Annotated in this window: 11 protein-coding genes; all 11 read right to left on the reverse strand. The window is 47.3% G+C overall.

Translation table 11 applies throughout. The annotated features are described in order from the left end of the window. Positions 1 to 35: 35 nt before the first annotated feature. Positions 36 to 626, reverse strand: coding sequence for an RNA polymerase sigma-70 factor (locus tag BMZ56_RS16790; protein WP_090628660.1), 591 nt, complete (start codon positions 624 to 626; stop codon positions 36 to 38). 87 nt (positions 627 to 713) lie between these two features. Next, the gene (locus BMZ56_RS16795; protein ID WP_218146601.1) at positions 714 to 2198 is read right to left on the reverse strand and encodes a sulfatase family protein; all 1485 of its coding nucleotides are present in this window, start codon (positions 2196 to 2198) and stop codon (positions 714 to 716) included. Positions 2199 to 2200: 2 nt separating this feature from the next. Beyond that, positions 2201 to 3613: a sulfatase family protein gene (locus BMZ56_RS16800; RefSeq protein ID WP_177195183.1), complete on the reverse strand. Its 1413-nt coding sequence runs from the start codon at positions 3611 to 3613 to the stop codon at positions 2201 to 2203. 2 nt (positions 3614 to 3615) lie between these two features. Beyond that, on the reverse strand, positions 3616 to 5070 hold the full coding sequence (locus tag BMZ56_RS16805; protein WP_090628663.1) for a RagB/SusD family nutrient uptake outer membrane protein: 1455 nt from the start codon (positions 5068 to 5070) through the stop codon (positions 3616 to 3618). Between the two features lie 31 nt (positions 5071 to 5101). Continuing rightward, positions 5102 to 8416, reverse strand: a complete 3315-nt coding sequence (locus tag BMZ56_RS16810) for a SusC/RagA family TonB-linked outer membrane protein (RefSeq protein WP_177195184.1) — start codon at positions 8414 to 8416, stop codon at positions 5102 to 5104. A gap of 316 nt (positions 8417 to 8732) precedes the next feature. After that, positions 8733 to 9953 (reverse strand): FecR family protein, encoded by a 1221-nt coding sequence (locus BMZ56_RS16815; protein WP_104443723.1) that lies wholly within the window; start codon positions 9951 to 9953, stop codon positions 8733 to 8735. Positions 9954 to 10022: 69 nt separating this feature from the next. Next, on the reverse strand, positions 10023 to 10616 hold the full coding sequence (locus tag BMZ56_RS16820; protein ID WP_090628669.1) for an RNA polymerase sigma factor: 594 nt from the start codon (positions 10614 to 10616) through the stop codon (positions 10023 to 10025). Positions 10617 to 10816: 200 nt separating this feature from the next. After that, positions 10817 to 11638: a sugar phosphate isomerase/epimerase family protein gene (locus tag BMZ56_RS16825; RefSeq protein ID WP_245893271.1), complete on the reverse strand. Its 822-nt coding sequence runs from the start codon at positions 11636 to 11638 to the stop codon at positions 10817 to 10819. A gap of 73 nt (positions 11639 to 11711) precedes the next feature. After that, positions 11712 to 13055, reverse strand: coding sequence for a Gfo/Idh/MocA family oxidoreductase (locus tag BMZ56_RS16830; RefSeq protein ID WP_090628881.1), 1344 nt, complete (start codon positions 13053 to 13055; stop codon positions 11712 to 11714). Between the two features lie 40 nt (positions 13056 to 13095). Further along, positions 13096 to 14829 (reverse strand): RagB/SusD family nutrient uptake outer membrane protein, encoded by a 1734-nt coding sequence (locus BMZ56_RS16835; RefSeq protein WP_090628672.1) that lies wholly within the window; start codon positions 14827 to 14829, stop codon positions 13096 to 13098. 42 nt (positions 14830 to 14871) lie between these two features. Then, positions 14872 to 18249: a TonB-dependent receptor gene (locus tag BMZ56_RS16840; RefSeq protein ID WP_090628673.1), complete on the reverse strand. Its 3378-nt coding sequence runs from the start codon at positions 18247 to 18249 to the stop codon at positions 14872 to 14874. Positions 18250 to 18391: the final 142 nt, after the last annotated feature.

Consider the following 18391-nt stretch of genomic DNA (forward strand, 5'->3'; position numbering starts at 1 on the left):
CTTTTTTCAGGAAAAGGGTGTATCGGAAGAAAAATTTAGTTCGTCTTATCGAAGAAGAGATCCAAGACAGTCGGAATAAGTATCAACAAGTCGCCTTTCAGCTTTTTGGTTGCATTCTTGAGGTGCATTTTAACCGTATTTTCGGACAACTGAAGTTCGTCCGCAATGGCTCTCGCCGACATATTTTTTTCGCGGCTCATCCGAAAAACCAGCTGACATTGGGCAGGAAGTCGATTGATGCTTTGTTCAATTCGGCGCTGTAGCTCCTTTGCTAAGTATGCTTCTTCGGGTGAAACCGTGTCGACCATGTCCAGCGCCTCGTTCCATTCCACCTGCGCAGAACGACGATGGGCATGCGCCAACATTGTGAGAGACTGATACTTGACCGACACCGCCAAGTAAGTGTGCAGCGAATAACGAAGCCGTAGATTTTCCCGTCGCTTCCAAAGGCTTAAAAACACATTCTGCACACATTCCTCGGCTTCTTCTGCCCGATTGAGCAGATTTGCAGCAACCACAAATAGTTTATCCCAGTACCGGTTATAAAGCGCTACCAAGGCAGACTCTCTGTTGTACTGCAATTCCTGTAATAAATCGTCGTCGCTGTATTGGCTATAATCGGTCACATCCCAGCTCTTTTGTCGCTGGAAAGTTACAAATTATTCTACAGCTTGGCAACATCATCAAAAATCAACCTTCACCCAAAAATCAATTCAATCGGTAAAATATCGATCCAGTGTATACTTGGGTTGATGGACATCGGGGTTCTGTTCAAATCTTTCCGGGTTATACTCCAGTGGCAAAATGGATTTTGCGGTCAAAGCAGCTGTGTCGTCCGTTGCGACCTGCCATTGCTTGAGCAATACGGTCATTGAATCAACTGTCGACTTGCTTTCCGGTAGCATAGCGAGGTTATTAATTTCCAATGGATCGTTCTCTAGATTGAAAAGCTGCATATAATCTCTTTCTGGATAACGGATCAGCTTCCACTGTTTCGTCCGAACCGCTCGCACCGTATTTCGGTAGGCCGTAAACAAAGATGTACGCATACTGTCAGACTCCCCTTTGATAATCGGCGTAATCACTTTTCCATCTACTCCTTCAGGCACAGATAACCCGCACATATCCGACAAGGTGGGGAATAAGTCGTATAAGTAGACGAGCGCATCCGAAACCTCCCCTTCGGGAATACCAGGGCCACGGATAATCAACGGAACCTTCATGCTATGCTCATATAGATTCTGCTTACCCAATAGTCCGTGACTGCCTATGGCCAAACCATTATCCGCAGCATAAACAACAATGGTATTTTCAAAAAGACCCGACTTTTTCAGGGTTTCAATGATGTCTCCAATCCGGTTATCCATGTGGCTGATCAATGAATAATAGTCACTTAAGGACGCCTGAATCATCTCCGGCGTACGCGGCCATGGCGCTAAATTTTCATCACGGATCTGCATATCGTCGAATGCAAAGGGGTGATACTTCTTGAAATTACCCGGTATCGGAATGCCGGCTTGTTCGTACATCCCAATGTAATCCGTTCGGGGGGAACGGGGATCATGCGGCGCTGTGAACGCAACGTAGCAGAAGAAAGGATTTTCCTTATCCCCTTTTGCGTACTGATCTAAATACTCAATCGCCGCATCTGCAAACAAATCGGTAGAATAGCTTTTCTTTACCGGGGTAGTCAATTTACCATCCGGACCCAACTCACGGCACGGGACACTGAAATGATCACACATACCCCCGAGGAATACATTTTTCCCTTGCTGAAAGGACGCCTCAAACGTTGCGCCCCCATTGTGCCATTTGCCGGTCCCAAAGGTCTCATATCCGTGATCAGCGAAGTACTTGGGCATCGTAGTTACGCCATCCAGTTTATCATATACGTGAAAAAGGCTCCTTCCACTCATCAGCATGGCCCGGCTTGGCGCACAGATAGCCCCGTGATGCCCTCCCATTACGTAATTGTTCGTAAAGCGAACACCCTGTACAGCCAACTCATCGATATTGGGGGTTTTGATATACGTGTTTCCAGCACAACCCAGCGCATCTGCGCGCTGGTCGTCTGCAAACAAAAATAGCACATTGGGTTTGTCTGGGAACGAACGTTTCGGTGAGTTATTACCCGCTCTTTGGCAGCCTGCACCGATCGCTAGGGCTATCAGGCATAGAAAAATCGATTTATCCATCATTTTTAGTTATAATCTGCACCGCGCTCACTCGCCGTGCAAGAATTTACAAAATCACTTATTAATTTTTCCATTTTCTTTAATTGATCCGGATGCTCCCCTGAAATATCCTTCGTTTCGAATGGATCGTTTAATAAATCATACAGTTCAGGTGGTTGGCCATTGCGAACAAAGAGCTTGTACTGGTTGTCTATCCATGCCTTCTGTTCTTCCGATTGAAAGCCAATGGGCACCGGCCGCACCTGCGTATCCCCATTCAAGGCTTCCATGAGGGAAATCCCGTCGATCGGACGGACCGGAAACTGATTCCGTTCACCCAAAATATCGAGTACGGTCGGAAAATAATCGGACGTAACTGCAGGATAATCGGTTTGTCGTCCCCCTTTTATTTTTGCAGGCCAGACAGCAATACCCGGAACGCGTATTCCTCCTTCATAGAGACTGCGTTTCCGTCCACGGAATCCCCCTGTACTGCCTTGCGTTCGATTTGCCCGTGTTTTTCCCTCCGGTCCATTATCGCTGGTAAAAAACACCAATGTATTCTTATCGATGTTAAGTTCCTTCAACCGGGCATTCAACCGACAGATTTGTTCATCCATTGCAGAAATCGCACCGTAATAGTGCTGCAAATCGGTACTTTGTCCTTTATAGAGATTCCGGTACTTTTCGCCCGTTAAAACGGGTAAATGTGGCGTATGGAACCAAACCACTGCAAAAAAGGGAGCCTCATTACTAACCTGATCTTCAATAAATGGGATAACCCGGTCCATGATCACACGCGAATCATCTCCTTCGAGGTTATCGTTGATTTTCTTTCCTTTTTCGTTCCAATAGAACGTGCCGAATGGCGTTCCCGGTTTATTTTTTCCGACGTCACCTGCATCGGCGTCGGGCGTGATCATCGGATTCCAAGTAGGGACTTTCGACTCCGTTGAAAAACAGATATCAAATCCATTCTCCCAAGGAGGAGCATAATGCGCGGAATCCCTTCCTCCCCGGTTGGCATCATTCTCGTCATTTGTAAGTGTTCCCAGGTGCCATTTTCCAAAATGACCGGTACGATAACCTTTGCCTTGAAGGTACTCGGCCATTGTCAGTTCTTCTGGCTCCATTTTACCACGATTAGCAAAAAAAACACCGTACCTGAAAGGATGCCTTCCCGTCAGGCAACTTCCCCGCGTTGGCGAGCATACAGGTGCCGCCGCATAAAACCGGGAAAAAACGATACCCTCCCTGGCCATTTGATCAAGTGCGGGTGTCTTTACCCATGCATTACCGTTAAAACCGACGTCTCCCCACCCGAGGTCGTCTGCCATCATGAAGATAATATTGGGCCGATCATTATCTGCGTTTGAAGCTGAAGATGAGTCGTTCGTGGAATGACACGCCAGGCAAAACAGAAGTAAGGTCCATTTCATGTTCACCATCCGGGGTTTTGTTCCAGATTTGGATTTAATTCTATTTGTACGTCGGGAATTGGAAAAAGCAACATGAAATCTTCGACCTCCTTGCCCTGCGCACTAAGTTTCGCTAAAAAGGTTCCCCTTCTTTTCAGGTCCCAAGCCCTTTGCCCTTCAAAAGCCAACTCAAATCGCCGTTCTTCGAGAACAGCGTTGCGGAATTCGTCTTGCGATAACCCCACAAGGTCGGGTAAATCTGTTTCAACACCATTTCTGGCCCTTTCCCGTATTTGATTGATCCAGTTATATTTTTGAGCATCGCCCGGATCGACCTCATTCAAAGCTTCTGCGGCGATCAACAAAATATCTGCATAGCGGATGATCGTAAAATTTTCACCGGATTGCAATTCAGCTTCCCGGTCATCAAACTTACAGACATAATAAGGAAAATCGCCTCCATATATTTCCTCCATCGTTACCGTGCCTGTTACCCCATCGATATGTTCATACCGATCAGCTACTGTTACGGATTTGCGGTACGAATCGGGATTTTCGGCAACGAAATCAGCCGAAGGGGCCCAGGAACCGCCTACAGTTGTATTGGCCCAAAATGACTTTAGGAATTGTCCGGGTCGCTGCCTCGGACCGAATGCTCCTGGAACTCCACTGTTGATTTCACCGCTTAAATACTGCACTTGAAAGATATGTTCTACCCCATTATTGCCCTTGGGCTTGAAAATGTCAGCATAGTCTGGAAAAAGCTTATACCTTTCCGAATCAATTACTCTTTTTGCATGCATCAACGCATTGGGATAATCGCCGCGGTATAAAAATATCCGGGCTAGCAATGCATCCGCTACATAAGCATTGATTCTACCTGCTGGACTGATCGGCTCAAGTTCTGCCGCGGCTGCTGTCAAATCCCCGATGATCAAATCATATACCTCGTCTGCCGTGGCCCGAGGTGCATCAATGTTGTCAAACCCCGCTGTAGGTGATTCATATAAAGGGACCCCTCCCATCGTGCGCACCAACTGAAAATAATAGAATGCCCGCAATGCTTTCGCTTCGGCGATGATATCCGCCTTCTTTTCAGCATTAAAATCGATTCGATCGGTATATTGAACCACTTCATTTGCACGATTGATCCCGTTATAACAAGCCGACCACAGGCCTCCGGTCACATCACTGTTGTATGTGAAGAAGTCCCACGAATAGGCGTCGGACACAATCGGCGAGATTCCCAGATCATCCGCATTTACCTCTCCGTAGTTTAAATAAGTTTGTGCCGATACATTATAGATAATGCTGTATGCACCATAGAGCCCTGCCAGCGCATCGTCCTCAGACTGGTAAAAACTTGATAAGCTGATCGAGCTCGGTGGATTTTCATCCAGAATGCCCTCACAGGAAAAAAGTGATAGGACCATCAATGCTACCAAGCTTGCTATAATTATAGTTTTAGTTTTCATCATCACTGATATATTTATCTCTAGCTAATTAGGCTTAAAATCCAACTTTAAACCCGAATCGAACGCTTTTAGATGCCGGATAAGATCCGTTATCTACTCCCATTTGGGTATTGCTGGATGCGTATAAATCCACTTCTGGATCAAATCCACTATAATTGGTAAACGTCAGTAGATTTTCGCCGGACAGATACACTTGCGTGTTTCGAAGCCAACCCACTCCTTTCAATAATTTTTCGGGAAGATGATAGGATAGCGTGACCGTCTTTACGCGCAGAAAGGACCCATCCAATACATCTCTATCGCTCCCATTCTTCCATTCCCCGGCGTTATGCAGTGGTGCTTCGATCGTATTGCTTGTACCCGGACCCCGCCAACGTTGATCGTAGTAAACTTGTAGCACATTGTGTTTTTGGGGTTGCGACAATAGTGCAATCCGGTTCAAATTAAAAATCTCATTTCCGTAACTTCCGTTGACGAATACAAACAGACTAAAGTCTCGAAAGGAGAAATTGTTCGAAAATCCGAAAATAAAATCCGGATTCGGATCTCCGATGATGGCTCTGTCATCGTCGTTTTGCCGGAATCCGTCTCCATTGAGGTCTTCATACTTTGGCAGTCCCGGTCGGTTAACACCACCGACGCTATTGCCGGCTTCTGTAATTTCCTCCGCACTCTGCCAAATTCCCAGAAACCGGTATCCGTAAAATGAACCCAGCGGCCTGCCTGGAATGGCGATCGAACTGCCAAATGAAGCTTCTCCTCTTCCAAGTGTAAAAATCAACCGCTCGGTTCCTTCCGCCAACGATACCACCTTGTTCCGGTTGAAAGAAATATTGACCGAAGACGACCATTTCAATTTGCCGATAGTATTAAATCCGGCACTTAATTCAACTCCCCTGTTTTCAACTTCTCCAATATTCTGTATCGAATTGCTATATCCCGACTGGTTGGGAATCGTAACATTTAACAACAGATCCTTTGTATTCTTTATATAGTATTCGGCAGAAAACTGAAATTTACCTTTCAGAAACTCGGCATCCACCCCAACATTGAACTGGTTTGTTTTCTCCCATTTTAAATCCGGATTCGCAATCCGATTTGGCGCGAATCCGATCACGGGTTCGCCACCTAGGATGGTCCGTGTCGTGTTATAGAGTGCTAAAGAAGCGTATGACCCGATATCCTGATTTCCCGTCAATCCATAACTGCTCCTTAGCTTCAAGTTACTGAGCAAATTGGAATTGCGTAAGAACGGTTCCTCACTTAGCACCCAGGCGATTCCAACCGATGGAAAATACCCCCATTTATTGTCTTCACCGAATTTCGACGATCCATCTCTTCGTATCGTCCCGGTAAAGAGGTATTTATCCCGATACGCATAATTGATCCGTCCGATATAGGACAGCAAGCCAGACTCCTCTTTGGAGGTCTGGGAAGGCCTTGGGTTAGAACCAGCCGCTAGGTTATTAAACGAAAAACTATTCGTTGAAAATCCTTGCGCCTCGCTGAATACCGACTCATTATCAGAGTTTTGAACCGTATACCCTGCCAAAACCGAAAGCCGATGATCCGATCCGAACGCTTTATTGTAAGTGAGGGTATATTCGGCAAGCCAATTCAAAAACTGTATCGTACCTACCGACGCAATTCCTATATTCGGCAATGCCTGCGTTTGGGCTGTATTGGGCACATAAATGTTTCGTTTGGAATTCACGATATCCGCCCCGAAATTTGCTCTAAAGGTAAGATCATCAATAATTTCAACATCGGCAAAGGCACTGCTTAAAACCCTGTTGGCATAGGTAATGTCCGTTCTTGTCCGGGCAATCGATACCGGATTCTCGATAATTTTCTCGATACCTTCGTTATGGTTGTGGATATAATTCCCTTCTTCATCCCGTACAGCGATAGCCGGTGTCGTTGTCAAAGCACTCCATAAGGGAGAATCGTGTTGATAGCCTGTACCGTCGGAAGGAACAGCGTCATTTACGGTCCGGCTTGCATTCATATTGACACCTAGTTTTATACGCTTACTTATATGTTGATCCAGGTTAAATTTCAGGCCCGCACGCTTGAAATTGGATTCGATAATAATACCATCCTGATTTAAATAGCTTCCGGCTACCAAATACTTGGTATTTTCCGTTCCCCCGGAAACGGATAAATTGTAATCTGCCGTGGGTGCTGTTCTAAAGATTACATCCTGCCAATCCGTGCCCTCACCAAGCTCTTCGGGAAGCGGCTTTTTCACTCCGTCATAAAAAGCTGGCTGCCCGTTATTGGCTGCCCATTCATTCGTGAGAACAGCAAGTTGCTCTGCATTGGCAAGATCCAATTTCTTTCTGATCGAAGCAACATTGAGGGAATATCCGAAATCGATTTTCGCCTTTCCTTCCTTCCCGCGTTTGGTTGTAATCAGGACAACCCCGTTTGCACCTCTTGATCCATATATTGCCGTGGCAGAGGCGTCCTTCAATATTTCAACCGATTCAATTTCATTCGGGCTTATAGAAGCTAGCGGGTCGGCCGGATTTGCCTGATTGCCCGCGCCCTGCGGATTAAATCCGCCGTTCATCACCGGGAAACCGTCAATCACGTATAACGGTTCGCTCGAGGCATTGATAGAGTTTGTGCCCCTGATCCGGATGCGCATCCCTCCACCAGGCGCATTGGAAGCCGCCTTAATATCGACCCCCGGAATTTTGCCCTGTAAGGATTGGACAAACGTTGTCGCCGGTGTTTTTTCCAGATCTTCTCCCTTGACCGAAGAAACGGAACCTGTTACGTCCTTTTTCCGCTGTGTTCCATACCCCACAACCACGACCTCATCGAGGTCACTCATGGATGCTTTCATCGACACATCCATCCGGCTTCGATTACCTACCGCATACTCGGCCGGTTCAAACCCGACATTTGTAAACACCAACATTGTACCCGCTAGAGGAAATCCGATGCGGTACTCGCCCGCGCCGCCTGTCTTCACTGCTACCGGGGTACCTTTGGCAGACACGGTTACTCCTTCCAGAGGTGTCCCGGATTCATCGGTAACTGTACCCGAAATCATTCGTTGCTGGCTTTGCATCTCGGAGTCAATATTTCCGGCAACATCCGTCGCCAATCGGCTAATCAGTATGGTATTTTCGAAGATTTGATAGGTCAATGACTCGGGAGTGAGCACCGCCTGCATGAATGTTCCCAAAGGCATCCGATCGGCCGAAATTGTAACCGGTTTGGTCGACTGAATAAAACGATCGCTGTATAGAACCTGATAGCCTGTCTGTTTTTCAACGAGTTCAAACACTTTGGGAAGCGATTGCCGGTTTGCTTTAAGCGTAATCGTTTGTGACATTGAGGTTGCACTCAAATGCATGCATCCGACGACAAGCAATAGCATAGTTATCCTCATAATTCGGAATAATTTGGCAAGTTCATTGGGCAGTTTTCTCCTGCCCAAAGGAGGAATTACATAATTTATCATTACGTTTGTGTGGTTTGGATATTGAAAATCCGGTTTTAATACTTGGTTATACGATGTCAATATCTGGACTTTACAGGGAGGTGCTCGTAACACCTTCCTGTTTCAGCGTCCCGCGATTCTAAAATACTTATGTTTCCATAGCAATCTGTTTATAAATGGTTAAATTGGTTACCTAATAACGGTTATTCTAGTCAATAATCAGTTGCCTGCCCTCAATGCGAAATTTAATTTCCGATGCTTTCAATAACTTCAATACCCCAAGCAAGCTAACATTCCGTTTCATCCGGCCACTAAATGTTTCCTGCGGAATCTGGCTGTTATACACCACATCCACATCATACCAACGCTCAATCTGATGCATCATTTCTGCAAACGGCGTATGCTTAAAATGAAACATATTCAATTTCCAGGCAACATAGGGTTCGATATCTACATCATTTACGACGATGCTTTCACCTGCTAACCGACTTTGTTGACCAGGGGATAGCGTAACGGCGGGCTGGCTTGCGGTCTCGGGTACAATCCGCACAGCGCCTTTAACTAATGTTGTCTTAATTTCTGAGTCTCCACCGTATGCCTCAATATTAAATTGGGTACCCAGCACCTCCACCGTCTGGCCGTTGCTTACTACTTTAAACGGAATCCGTTGGGAATTTGCTGATTTGCGAATCTGCGAATTTGCGGCTTTACGCACCGGCGTAACATCAAAATACGCTTCGCCGTTCAGTTCAACCACCCGTTCATTTCCTGCAAACCTTGAGGGATATTTCAACGTAGAAGCTGCGTTGAGCCATACTTTCGTACCGTCAGGAAGCGTTACCTGATAGGTGCCACCTTTGGGAGTAGTGAGCATAAGAGAATGTTCCCTTGTTCCCTCATTCACTTGATCACCAAGCACGGAATTTCCGTCAAGGTACGTAATCCCGTCTCCTACGATAATTCCGGTTTGAGCCTCGCTCAAGTCGATCGTCTGCCCGTCTGCCAAGGTCAATGTAGCCCGACTACCACCGGGAGGGATGTCTGCATGGGAAAGTAAAGACGCCCTGTCAGATTCCATCGTTTGTTGGTCGCCCACCAACGAATAAACCCATGTTCCGATCAATGCGATGAGTATAACAGCAGCAGCATAAGGAAGCAAGAAGCGAAGTTTGCGGATCGACGGGTCCTTTACCATTCCCCGATCAGCCATTTTAGCTTGTGTGATTTCCCAGAGACGCTTCCGGTCTACCTCATGAAACACCTGCAATTTCTGCCGGAGGTTTTCTGTATCTTCAAGTGTGTCGAAAAATGCCCGGTTCTCCGGTCGCTCGTCCAACCAGGCATTCAGCGCTGCTTGCTCTTCAGACGAAAGAGCTTGCCGAAGGGACTGTGCGATCAGGTAAGCGATGTAATGACGTTGTTTGGGCATATTCAATCCTGTTGTCGATAATGGAAACGACAGACATCGCAAAACGCCCAAAAAAATTATCGTCTTTTTTTACCGCTCTATTAGTAAACAGCAAAGCCATGAAAAAGCGGGCAATCCTTTCCGAAGCAGTGCAGTCTGCAATAATTGGATGGCGCGAGACTTTTGATTACGCACCGTTTTTACGGAAATACCCAATTGGATAGCAACCTCGTCCGTTTTTGAACCATGAAAGAAAATCAGTTTGAAAATTTCACGTGCTTTCGCGGGAAGACGTTCGATCTCTTCGTATACCTGCGCCAATACTTCAGATTCCAGCATGCCAAAGTCTTCAATACCTTCACCCGTGTCGACCGCATACAGGTAGTTATCCAGTGAAGCTTGCTGCCGCTTTTGCTGCTTCAATCTATCAAGGCAAAGGTTCTTTGTACTGATGTACAGAAACCCTTTGATGCTGTTCAGGTTGTCAAAATGAGTTGCTTTTTCCCAAAGACGTACCAATACCTCAGATACGGCATCCTCTGCCTCGGCTTGGTTTGCCAACATCGTTCTCGCATAGTAGCATAACGGCCGATAATGCAATTCGAATACATGCGCAAAAGCTGCAGAATTTCTCTTTTGGAACTCCGATGCCCAATACGCCGCTGATTTCTTAGGATTATCCATGTTGGTCAAAACAAAGATACATCCGAGGGATAAGATTTCAAAATGATTGCTTAACCTCTAGTCGCGACTATGCATCCATTTTCTGGTGTGTTCAAGTCTAATTAAGTGGTTCCATTGCTACGTTTTACATCCTGAATATGGGATTTGTGTCCAAGCCCTCTGCGAATTTGCTTGATTCGTATAAGGTGGTGTGGTAAAACTTATGTGCGTAAGCTTTTCAGATAGGCAATGCTTTGTGGTACCTGTTCGTCTACGCGATCGCTTTCGTCCTCTATATAGTAATGAGCTACCCCGGCCGACTTGGCTGCTTTCAAAATAGCAGGGATGTCAATTTGACCGGTACCCAATGCCACGTCATTTTCCTTGTTAGTGCCTCCGGAAAGGTTTCCCTCTATCCCTTTCTTCAAGTCTTTCAAGTGCAGTGCCTTGTATCGGGGACCATACTTTTCCAATAGTTCCACCGGATCAAAACCCGGGAAAAATGCCCATAGGATATCCAATTCAAAACTCACATAATCGGGATCGGTATTATTTACGATGTAGTCGTACAACGTACCGTCTCCGTACGGATGAAACTCGAATCCGTGGTTGTGGTAAATAAACATCAACCCGTACTTATCCTTGAGTGCCTTACCCACCCTATTGAAATCGGCTACGGCTTTCTGTGCCTCTTCCAATGTGAACGAGCCACGCTCATGCGGAATGCTCGCCACGCGCACATATTTTGCACCCAATGCGTTGGCATTCTCGGCCACTTCAGAAGTTTTATTGACTAGATCGTCGTAACTCACACCAAATGATGAACACGACATTTCCCTATCGTCAAGGAGTTTCCGTAGACTTTGGGCACTCTGCCCAAAGAGGTTTGAAAATTCCATATCGACGACACCCAGTTGCCGGATCTTATCCAATGTTGATGGTACATCGTTTGCGAATTCATTCCTATATGTGTAGGAAACCATTCCAATCTCATTGGGAGAAAGTATTGTCTGGCTGTCACACGCGAGGATAACGAATACCATAGCAACTTTTAAAAAAAAAAGATATTTTGATGACATAGTCTTAACTGATTAAGGGTTTTTCATTGTCGATTAATTAAACTTTTGGCTCCCAGCCTTTTTCATATTCGCGGCTCCACAGTTGTTGTGCTTCCTTATCACCAATGATATGGCCGTTAGCCGGATCCAACTGGATATCGCGTTTCAGTCGCCACGCAATGTTCCCGATTTGCATCGCCATCGTGCTCTTATGACCAAGCTCCACATCGCAATTAGGCCTACGCCTGTTTCGCATGGCGTCCAGAAAATCTGCCACATGAAGGCTGTCCAGACCAAGGCTGGGGCTAGCAGTATTTCGGCCCTGCATTTCTTCCTCTTTCTGCTGGGGTTTTACTTCCTTGACCAACTTGCCGTCACTGTCATAAACGGTATACATGTCGCCACCGGTATCCAGGCTTCCTTTTTCGCCATAGAATATAATGCCACGGTCCCTGCTTTCGATCTGCCGTCCGTTTGAACTCCTGTTTTCCCACATTAGGGATATGCCGCCCGGATAGTCCATGGTGATGACTTGCGTATCGGGTGTTTCCCAGTCGTCTTTGTACTGATAACGGCCGCCTACCGAGCTTACGCGTAAGGGAAAGTCGACGTCCAGCCCCCAGCGGGCTACATCCACTTCGTGGGTGCCGTTGTTTAGTGCCTCTCCAGTACCCCAATGCCAGAACCAGTGCCAGTCATAGTGGATCAACCCCTCTTTATAAACCATGCGCGGGGCGGGGCCCTGCCATAGTTCATAGTCAAGCCAGGAGGGTACGGCACCTGGTTTCAGAAAGGTTTGCTTGCGGTTATTGGTATACCATGTTTTTGCAAAATAAACGCGGCCGATGATGCCATTATGTAGGGCTTCAATGCCTTCGGTAAGGGTAGGTGCTGAACGGCGCTGTGCCCCCATCTGGACCACCCGATCGTATTTCCTTGCTGCGGCGACGGCCAGTTCGCCTTCCCGCGGGTTATGGCTTATGGGTTTTTCCACGTAGACATCTTTCCCGGCCTGACAGCCCATGATAGTAAGCGGTGCGTGCCAGTGGTCGGGCGTGGCAATATATATAGCGTCAATAGATTTGTCTTCCAGTAGTTTACGGCAGTCTTTTTCTGGGCGGGGAACATTGACCTGCCCGGCGTCCAAGACGCGTTTGATCGCCTTGGGGATGGCCCGCTCGTCCACATCACAGATGCAAGCCACCTCGGTATTCTTTTGTTTTGCAAAAGTGGAGGACATGCTGTTACCGCGGCCATTTACGCCAATGGTGGCGACGCGGATCCTGTCATTCGCCCCCATGATATTGCTGTAGCTCTTTGCACTGAAAATCATCGGCCCACCAAAGGTGAGGCCTGCGGACGCAATGGCTGCTTTCTTGATAAAGTCCCTTCTTTTTTCCATATTCATTGTTCGTTTTGCAGTTAATAATTTTTGATAAGAATTAATACCCGGGGTTTTGCTCCATTTTATGGTCAATATTTAAATCAATCTGGCTTTGCGGGATGGGGAACAATACATTATAGTCTTGGATATTGCAGGCCGGATAGATGGGATTATTGTTGTATTTTCTGACCCTTTCGAGCAGTTTGCCCACCCGGCGCAGGGTAATATGCCGAAACTCCTCGCCATAAAGTTCCCTGGCCCGTTCATCCAACAGGTAATCGATGTCTACCTCCGCAGCAGCAACAGGTTTGGCGTGTGCCCGCTCCCTAATGGCATTGATATCTGCTGCCGCAAGTTCTAAATTGCCCAGCCCGATGTAGGCTTCGGCCCGCAATAGGATCGTTTCGGCAAGTCGAATCACATATACATCTTTATGCGTCCAGCCGGCACCGGATTGTGCAGGATCGGTGAAATGCTGCAATGGCGAAGCATGTTTCAAGAAGTAGGGATAGATGTATTGGCATGTGTCGCGCATCGCGTTACGTGAGCCCGGAGGGTAAAGGCCGAAATCGATTTTTTGTTTGTGATATTTTGACGCCGGATTATCAAAATAAAAATCGCGCTTGATATTGTGTTTCGCATTTCGGATATCATTGTTCCAATCGCTTCTCCAGATATCGTAAGCCGCATAGTTGGTCGGCTTAATCCATGATACGGGCCTCCCGAGCGTATCCGAATAACCTGTGTATTGGCCGTTTACCATTTCCCCTCTGAATGCAGGGAATCCGTCGGGGGTGTTTCCCATCCGGAAGTAGGCCGGCCCCCATCCCCGGTCGCCCGGGAATTTTCTCCCTCCGACGACAAGAGGCTCTAGCTGGATTACCCAAATAGCTTCCCTGTTTTCCGCCAGATTTTGATTTCCGTAAGTGAATAGGTCCAAAAAGGGATCACCGGATCCGAAAACGTCCGGTGTAGATCCGAAGCGCCTAGTCATGAGGGCGTACCCTGCGCCATCAATCACTTTTGAGGCGGCATCGATAGCGTCTTCAAACTTGGATTGGTTCAGGTATATTTCGGCCAAGGTATGCCACGCAGCACCTTTAGTGATTCGGCCTGGGGCTTCCTCGCTTCCTCTGGCAGGTAGATGCTCGCCGGCGAAAGTGAGGTCGCGCTCCAACAACTGGTATATTTCGGCCTTCGGGGTACGGATAAAATCTGTCCTGACCGTGTTGATGGCTTCTGTCACCAAAGGCACATCGCCATACAAAGGCACTAAAAGGCGATACATCCAGCATCGGAAGAAAAGGGCTTCGGCCAAGAATTGATTTTTTTGATCTTCACTGTTCCATATGGATAAATCCGATTTTTCGATGCCAGCGATCAGCACATTTGCCTGCTGTATTATCTGATACGACGTTACCCAAAAATATGTGAATTGCGGATCCTGCGAAGTCATTTCCGATCGGTAATTGACCAGCTTCCTATTCCCTCCCGGATTTTCGCCGTGAAACGCCACGTCCGTGCCCAAGCTACCAATCAAAATGGCAAATGGGTCTTGTCGCGATGAACCCAGATAGATATCGTCGGCGTAGTACCACGTTTCTCTGACGTTGTAATGTAGCCCGGTGATGCCCTGCCTGATCCCTTCCACGTTTTGATAGGCATTTTCCGGGGCCAGGAAATCAAGCGGAACTTCCGTAAGTATGTCCTTACTGCATGAAGGGGATAATAATAACCCTAGCAGGGTAAGTGCGGGCCATTTCTTAGATAGATTATATATGGATTTTTTCATGACTTTTAGCTATTAACATGTATATCGTCTTTGCTTTAAACATTAGAAGGTAAGCCTGAAACCTGCGGTCACGTTCCTGCTTAATGGGGTGTCGTCGTCGGCGGAGTTGCCCAGCCCGACTTCGGGATCCCAACCCGACCAGTTGGTCCAGGTATACAGGTTTTTGGCAGAGACGTATAACTGACACAATTTCAGTTTCAATGATTTTAAGAAAGACGGGGTAAATCGGTAGGCGAACGTGATATCCTGTAGCCGGACAAAGCTCCTGCTTTCATAAATTCCGCTTTGCCGCACCGGTGTGTTATATATGCCTGTTGCATTGTCTACCCCATTTTCCGGTGTCCAATATGGGCGTACGGCCGTAGCATTGATGCGGAATACGTCGTCAGCATTCCATGCTACATTGACGGCCCTGGAATTGTCCATGAGGTAAAAGCCATTGCCCCCCTGTATGGAATTGAGTAGGAAAGAAAGATTGAAGTTGTTATAAGACAGGTTGTTGCCAATACTGAAACGATAATTTGGTGCTTCATAGCCAATAATGGTCCGATCTGAATTAGGGTCAATAACGCCATCCCCGTTTTGGTCGACATACCTGAATTGACCGGGATACCAATTCATTAACGTCCGGCCATTGTAGAGATCATCTTCTGACCATACACCACCCGCCATTTCATAGTCGTAAATAGCGCTGATAGGTTCTCCCACAAACCACGAGTTTCCGAGATCCTGATCTGCTTCGCCCCCGTATAATTGTGTGATTTCGCTTCTGTTCAATGAAAAGACGAAACTGCTTTCCCAACGCAGCTTACCCTGTAGGTTAATGGTCCTCATCTCCAATTCGCCGCCCCGGTTGCCGATGGCTCCGATATTGGCCCATATATTCGGGTAGCCGCTGGCTGGGGGAAGCGCACGCCTAACGAGCACATCCGTTGTCTTAGCATTGTAGATATCGACCGATCCGGTGATCCGCCGGTTCAGGAAGCCAAAATCAACACCTAAATTATAGGACCCAGTGGTCTCCCAGCCGAGGTCGGCGTTCCCCAATGAGGTTGGCAACACACCATTTGCCGTGGTGGCACCGTATACATAGGGCCTAGCATCCATTCGCGAAAAACTAGAGTACCGACCGATGCCCTGGTTGCCATTTTTTCCGTAAGAAAGCCTGACCTTTAAAAATACGTCCTTGACATTGTCGAAGAATGGCTCTTCCGAAAGTACCCAGCCCAGCGATAGGGAAGGGAAGGTCGCAAATTTTTTGTTAGCGGCAAAACCGGAAAAGCCGTCTTTACGAACCGTACCGGTGACTAAATACCGGTCCTTGTAGCTGTACGAAACACGGCCCATGTACGACAAACTGTTTTCTTCCCATGCCGAGGATTCTACAACGGGCAAGGTACCCATGCCAATGTTGTTGTATCCGAGAATCGGATTTTCAAATCCGGTATTGCTAATCGTCGAATTGTCTGCATACCGATTCTCACGACTAAACAACAAGGTGCCGTTAATCTGATGATTACCGAAGTCTCCGAGATAACTCACAATGTTATTCAAGATCCAGTTCCTCTCCTGAGATGGGTGTTTCCGGGCCTCCCCTTTGTTGGCCGACCCTTCGGGCGTATTGATCGGATAGAAGCTGTTATTGTTATTGGCGGAGTAGGTGTTGGAGTAATTGAGCTCATTCGTGAGGCCCTTTATCCAAGGAACAGTGACCTTTGCTCTCCCCACCACAAAGAGATTGTTGCGGATATCGCTGTTGTCGACATTCAGGTTGTTGAACGGATAGGGCATATACGTTTCCCCTGTTAGGAACATATCATAATCAGGGGCTCCAATCTTATTATTCGCCAAAGGGCTTGCACGCCTGGCATTGTTAAAACTGGCTTCCACCCCTGAATAGTCTCGATAGGAGTAAGATGAATTTAACCCGAAGGTCAGCCAGTCTGTCACCTTACTTTCAAAATTGGTACGTAGGGTGAACCGCTTGAACGAGTCATTGGAAAGTATTCCTTGCTCGTCGGTATACGAAGCTGACACGAAGTAATTATTGCGCTCGGTTTGCTGCGACAGGCTGAGGTCATAGTTTTGGATGGGTGCTCTGCGCGTAACCTCATCTACCCAATCGATGGATTTGCCCGCCAGGTAGTTATCGCGTTCTTCCTGCGTTCTTAACCGAGCGGCAACCAGTTCCCGGTCGGTCACATCGGGCCTCATCGGTTTGCCCTCGGCGCTTGTTGGCTTTGTGTAGTACCACTTATACAAGTCCTGTTGGTAGAAATAGTCTACCAGCCTGATGGCATATTGTTCAGCATTCATGACCTTCATGGGATTATTGGTCATATCCTGATATCCGTAATACATATTAAACGACAGGTTCGGTTTGTCCGTCTTCCCTTTTTTAGTGGTGATGAGCATTACGCCATTAGCGGATCTGGATCCATAAACGGCTGCTGCACTGGCGTCTTTGAGGATATCTATTGCCTCCACATCGTTCGTGTTTATGTCTGATATGGCCCCGTTGTAGATAATGCCGTCCACCACCACCAGCGGATTGTCATTGGCAGACAGCGAGGTCTGGCCCCTGACGGATACATTGGGTTCGCCGCCCGCGAGGCCAGTGGCTTGGATATTTACCCCCGCTGCCGTACCGGATAACGCTTGTAGAAGGTTGACGTTGGCCTGATTTTCTTTGTCTCCCATGGATACCCTGACCACCGAGCCGGTCAAGTCGCTCTTACGTTGGGTACCATAACCGATTACAACTACTTCGTCCAGGTCACTGACAGCTCCACGTAGTACTACATCGTATACGGAGCTGCTGCCTATCGTAATTTCTTGAGGCTCAAATCCCACAATTGTGAGCACCAGTCTCGTCCCGTTCCGCGGCAAACTGACTTGATAATTCCCCTCCGCATCAGTGACCACCGCTTCCGGGGTGCCTTTCACCGATACGGTTACGCCTTCCAACGGAATATCGGCCTCATCCGTGACTTTACCACTAACGATTCGCTCCTGACGCGCCGCTAGATCCACCCAAGGCAAGGGTTTCGGCTTAAGACGAGCACGACCGATTAGAATCGTTCGTTCCCGGATATCGTATGTCAGCGATTGATCGGTCAACACACGCGCCAAGAATTTTTCCAAAGGCATTTGTTCAGCGGAAATGTTCACTGGTTTTGTCCGCTCCAGAAAACGGACGTTGTATATGACTTTGTAATCTGTCTGTTTCTGAATTGCTTTGAAGACTTCCCTCAGCGAATAGTCTTTGGCTTCCAAGGTGATGGTTTGTGAATAGGATGCAGCGCTCAAATGAAGGCTTCCCATCAACAATAACACGGCCGTTAATTTCATGATGATTAACAGTTGGTTTATACCCCGAATATGACAGCGGTGTATCAGGGCATCTTTGGTTATGCTCATAATCTTTAGTTATACCGCTTGCTTGGCTATGGGAAACATAACTTGCAGGCCATGTTTCTAATGCCTAAGTTTGCGGTGATTGGATAATGTTGATTGTTCGTTAACTAGCGCTAAATTGCGTTATCCAACATTGCAGGGAGGA

It is taken from the genome of Parapedobacter indicus, from assembly GCF_900113765.1.
GTDB classification, from domain to species: Bacteria; Bacteroidota; Bacteroidia; order Sphingobacteriales; family Sphingobacteriaceae; genus Parapedobacter; species Parapedobacter indicus.

What these genes read in the sequence shown, in the direction of transcription:
- BMZ56_RS16795 (WP_218146601.1), bottom strand. Translation starts at nt 2,198, where the DNA reads ATGATGGATAAATCGATTTTTCTATGCCTGATAGCCCTAGCGATCGGT.
- BMZ56_RS16800 (WP_177195183.1), bottom strand. Translation starts at nt 3,613, where the DNA reads ATGAAATGGACCTTACTTCTGTTTTGCCTGGCGTGTCATTCCACGAAC.
- BMZ56_RS16805 (WP_090628663.1), bottom strand. Translation starts at nt 5,070, where the DNA reads ATGATGAAAACTAAAACTATAATTATAGCAAGCTTGGTAGCATTGATG.
- BMZ56_RS16810 (WP_177195184.1), bottom strand. Translation starts at nt 8,416, where the DNA reads ATGTCACAAACGATTACGCTTAAAGCAAACCGGCAATCGCTTCCCAAA.
- BMZ56_RS16815 (WP_104443723.1), bottom strand. Translation starts at nt 9,953, where the DNA reads ATGCCCAAACAACGTCATTACATCGCTTACCTGATCGCACAGTCCCTT.
- BMZ56_RS16820 (WP_090628669.1), bottom strand. Translation starts at nt 10,616, where the DNA reads ATGGATAATCCTAAGAAATCAGCGGCGTATTGGGCATCGGAGTTCCAA.
- BMZ56_RS16825 (WP_245893271.1), bottom strand. Translation starts at nt 11,638, where the DNA reads ATGGTATTCGTTATCCTCGCGTGTGACAGCCAGACAATACTTTCTCCC.
- BMZ56_RS16830 (WP_090628881.1), bottom strand. Translation starts at nt 13,055, where the DNA reads ATGGAAAAAAGAAGGGACTTTATCAAGAAAGCAGCCATTGCGTCCGCA.
- BMZ56_RS16835 (WP_090628672.1), bottom strand. Translation starts at nt 14,829, where the DNA reads ATGAAAAAATCCATATATAATCTATCTAAGAAATGGCCCGCACTTACC.
- BMZ56_RS16840 (WP_090628673.1), bottom strand. Translation starts at nt 18,249, where the DNA reads ATGAGCATAACCAAAGATGCCCTGATACACCGCTGTCATATTCGGGGT.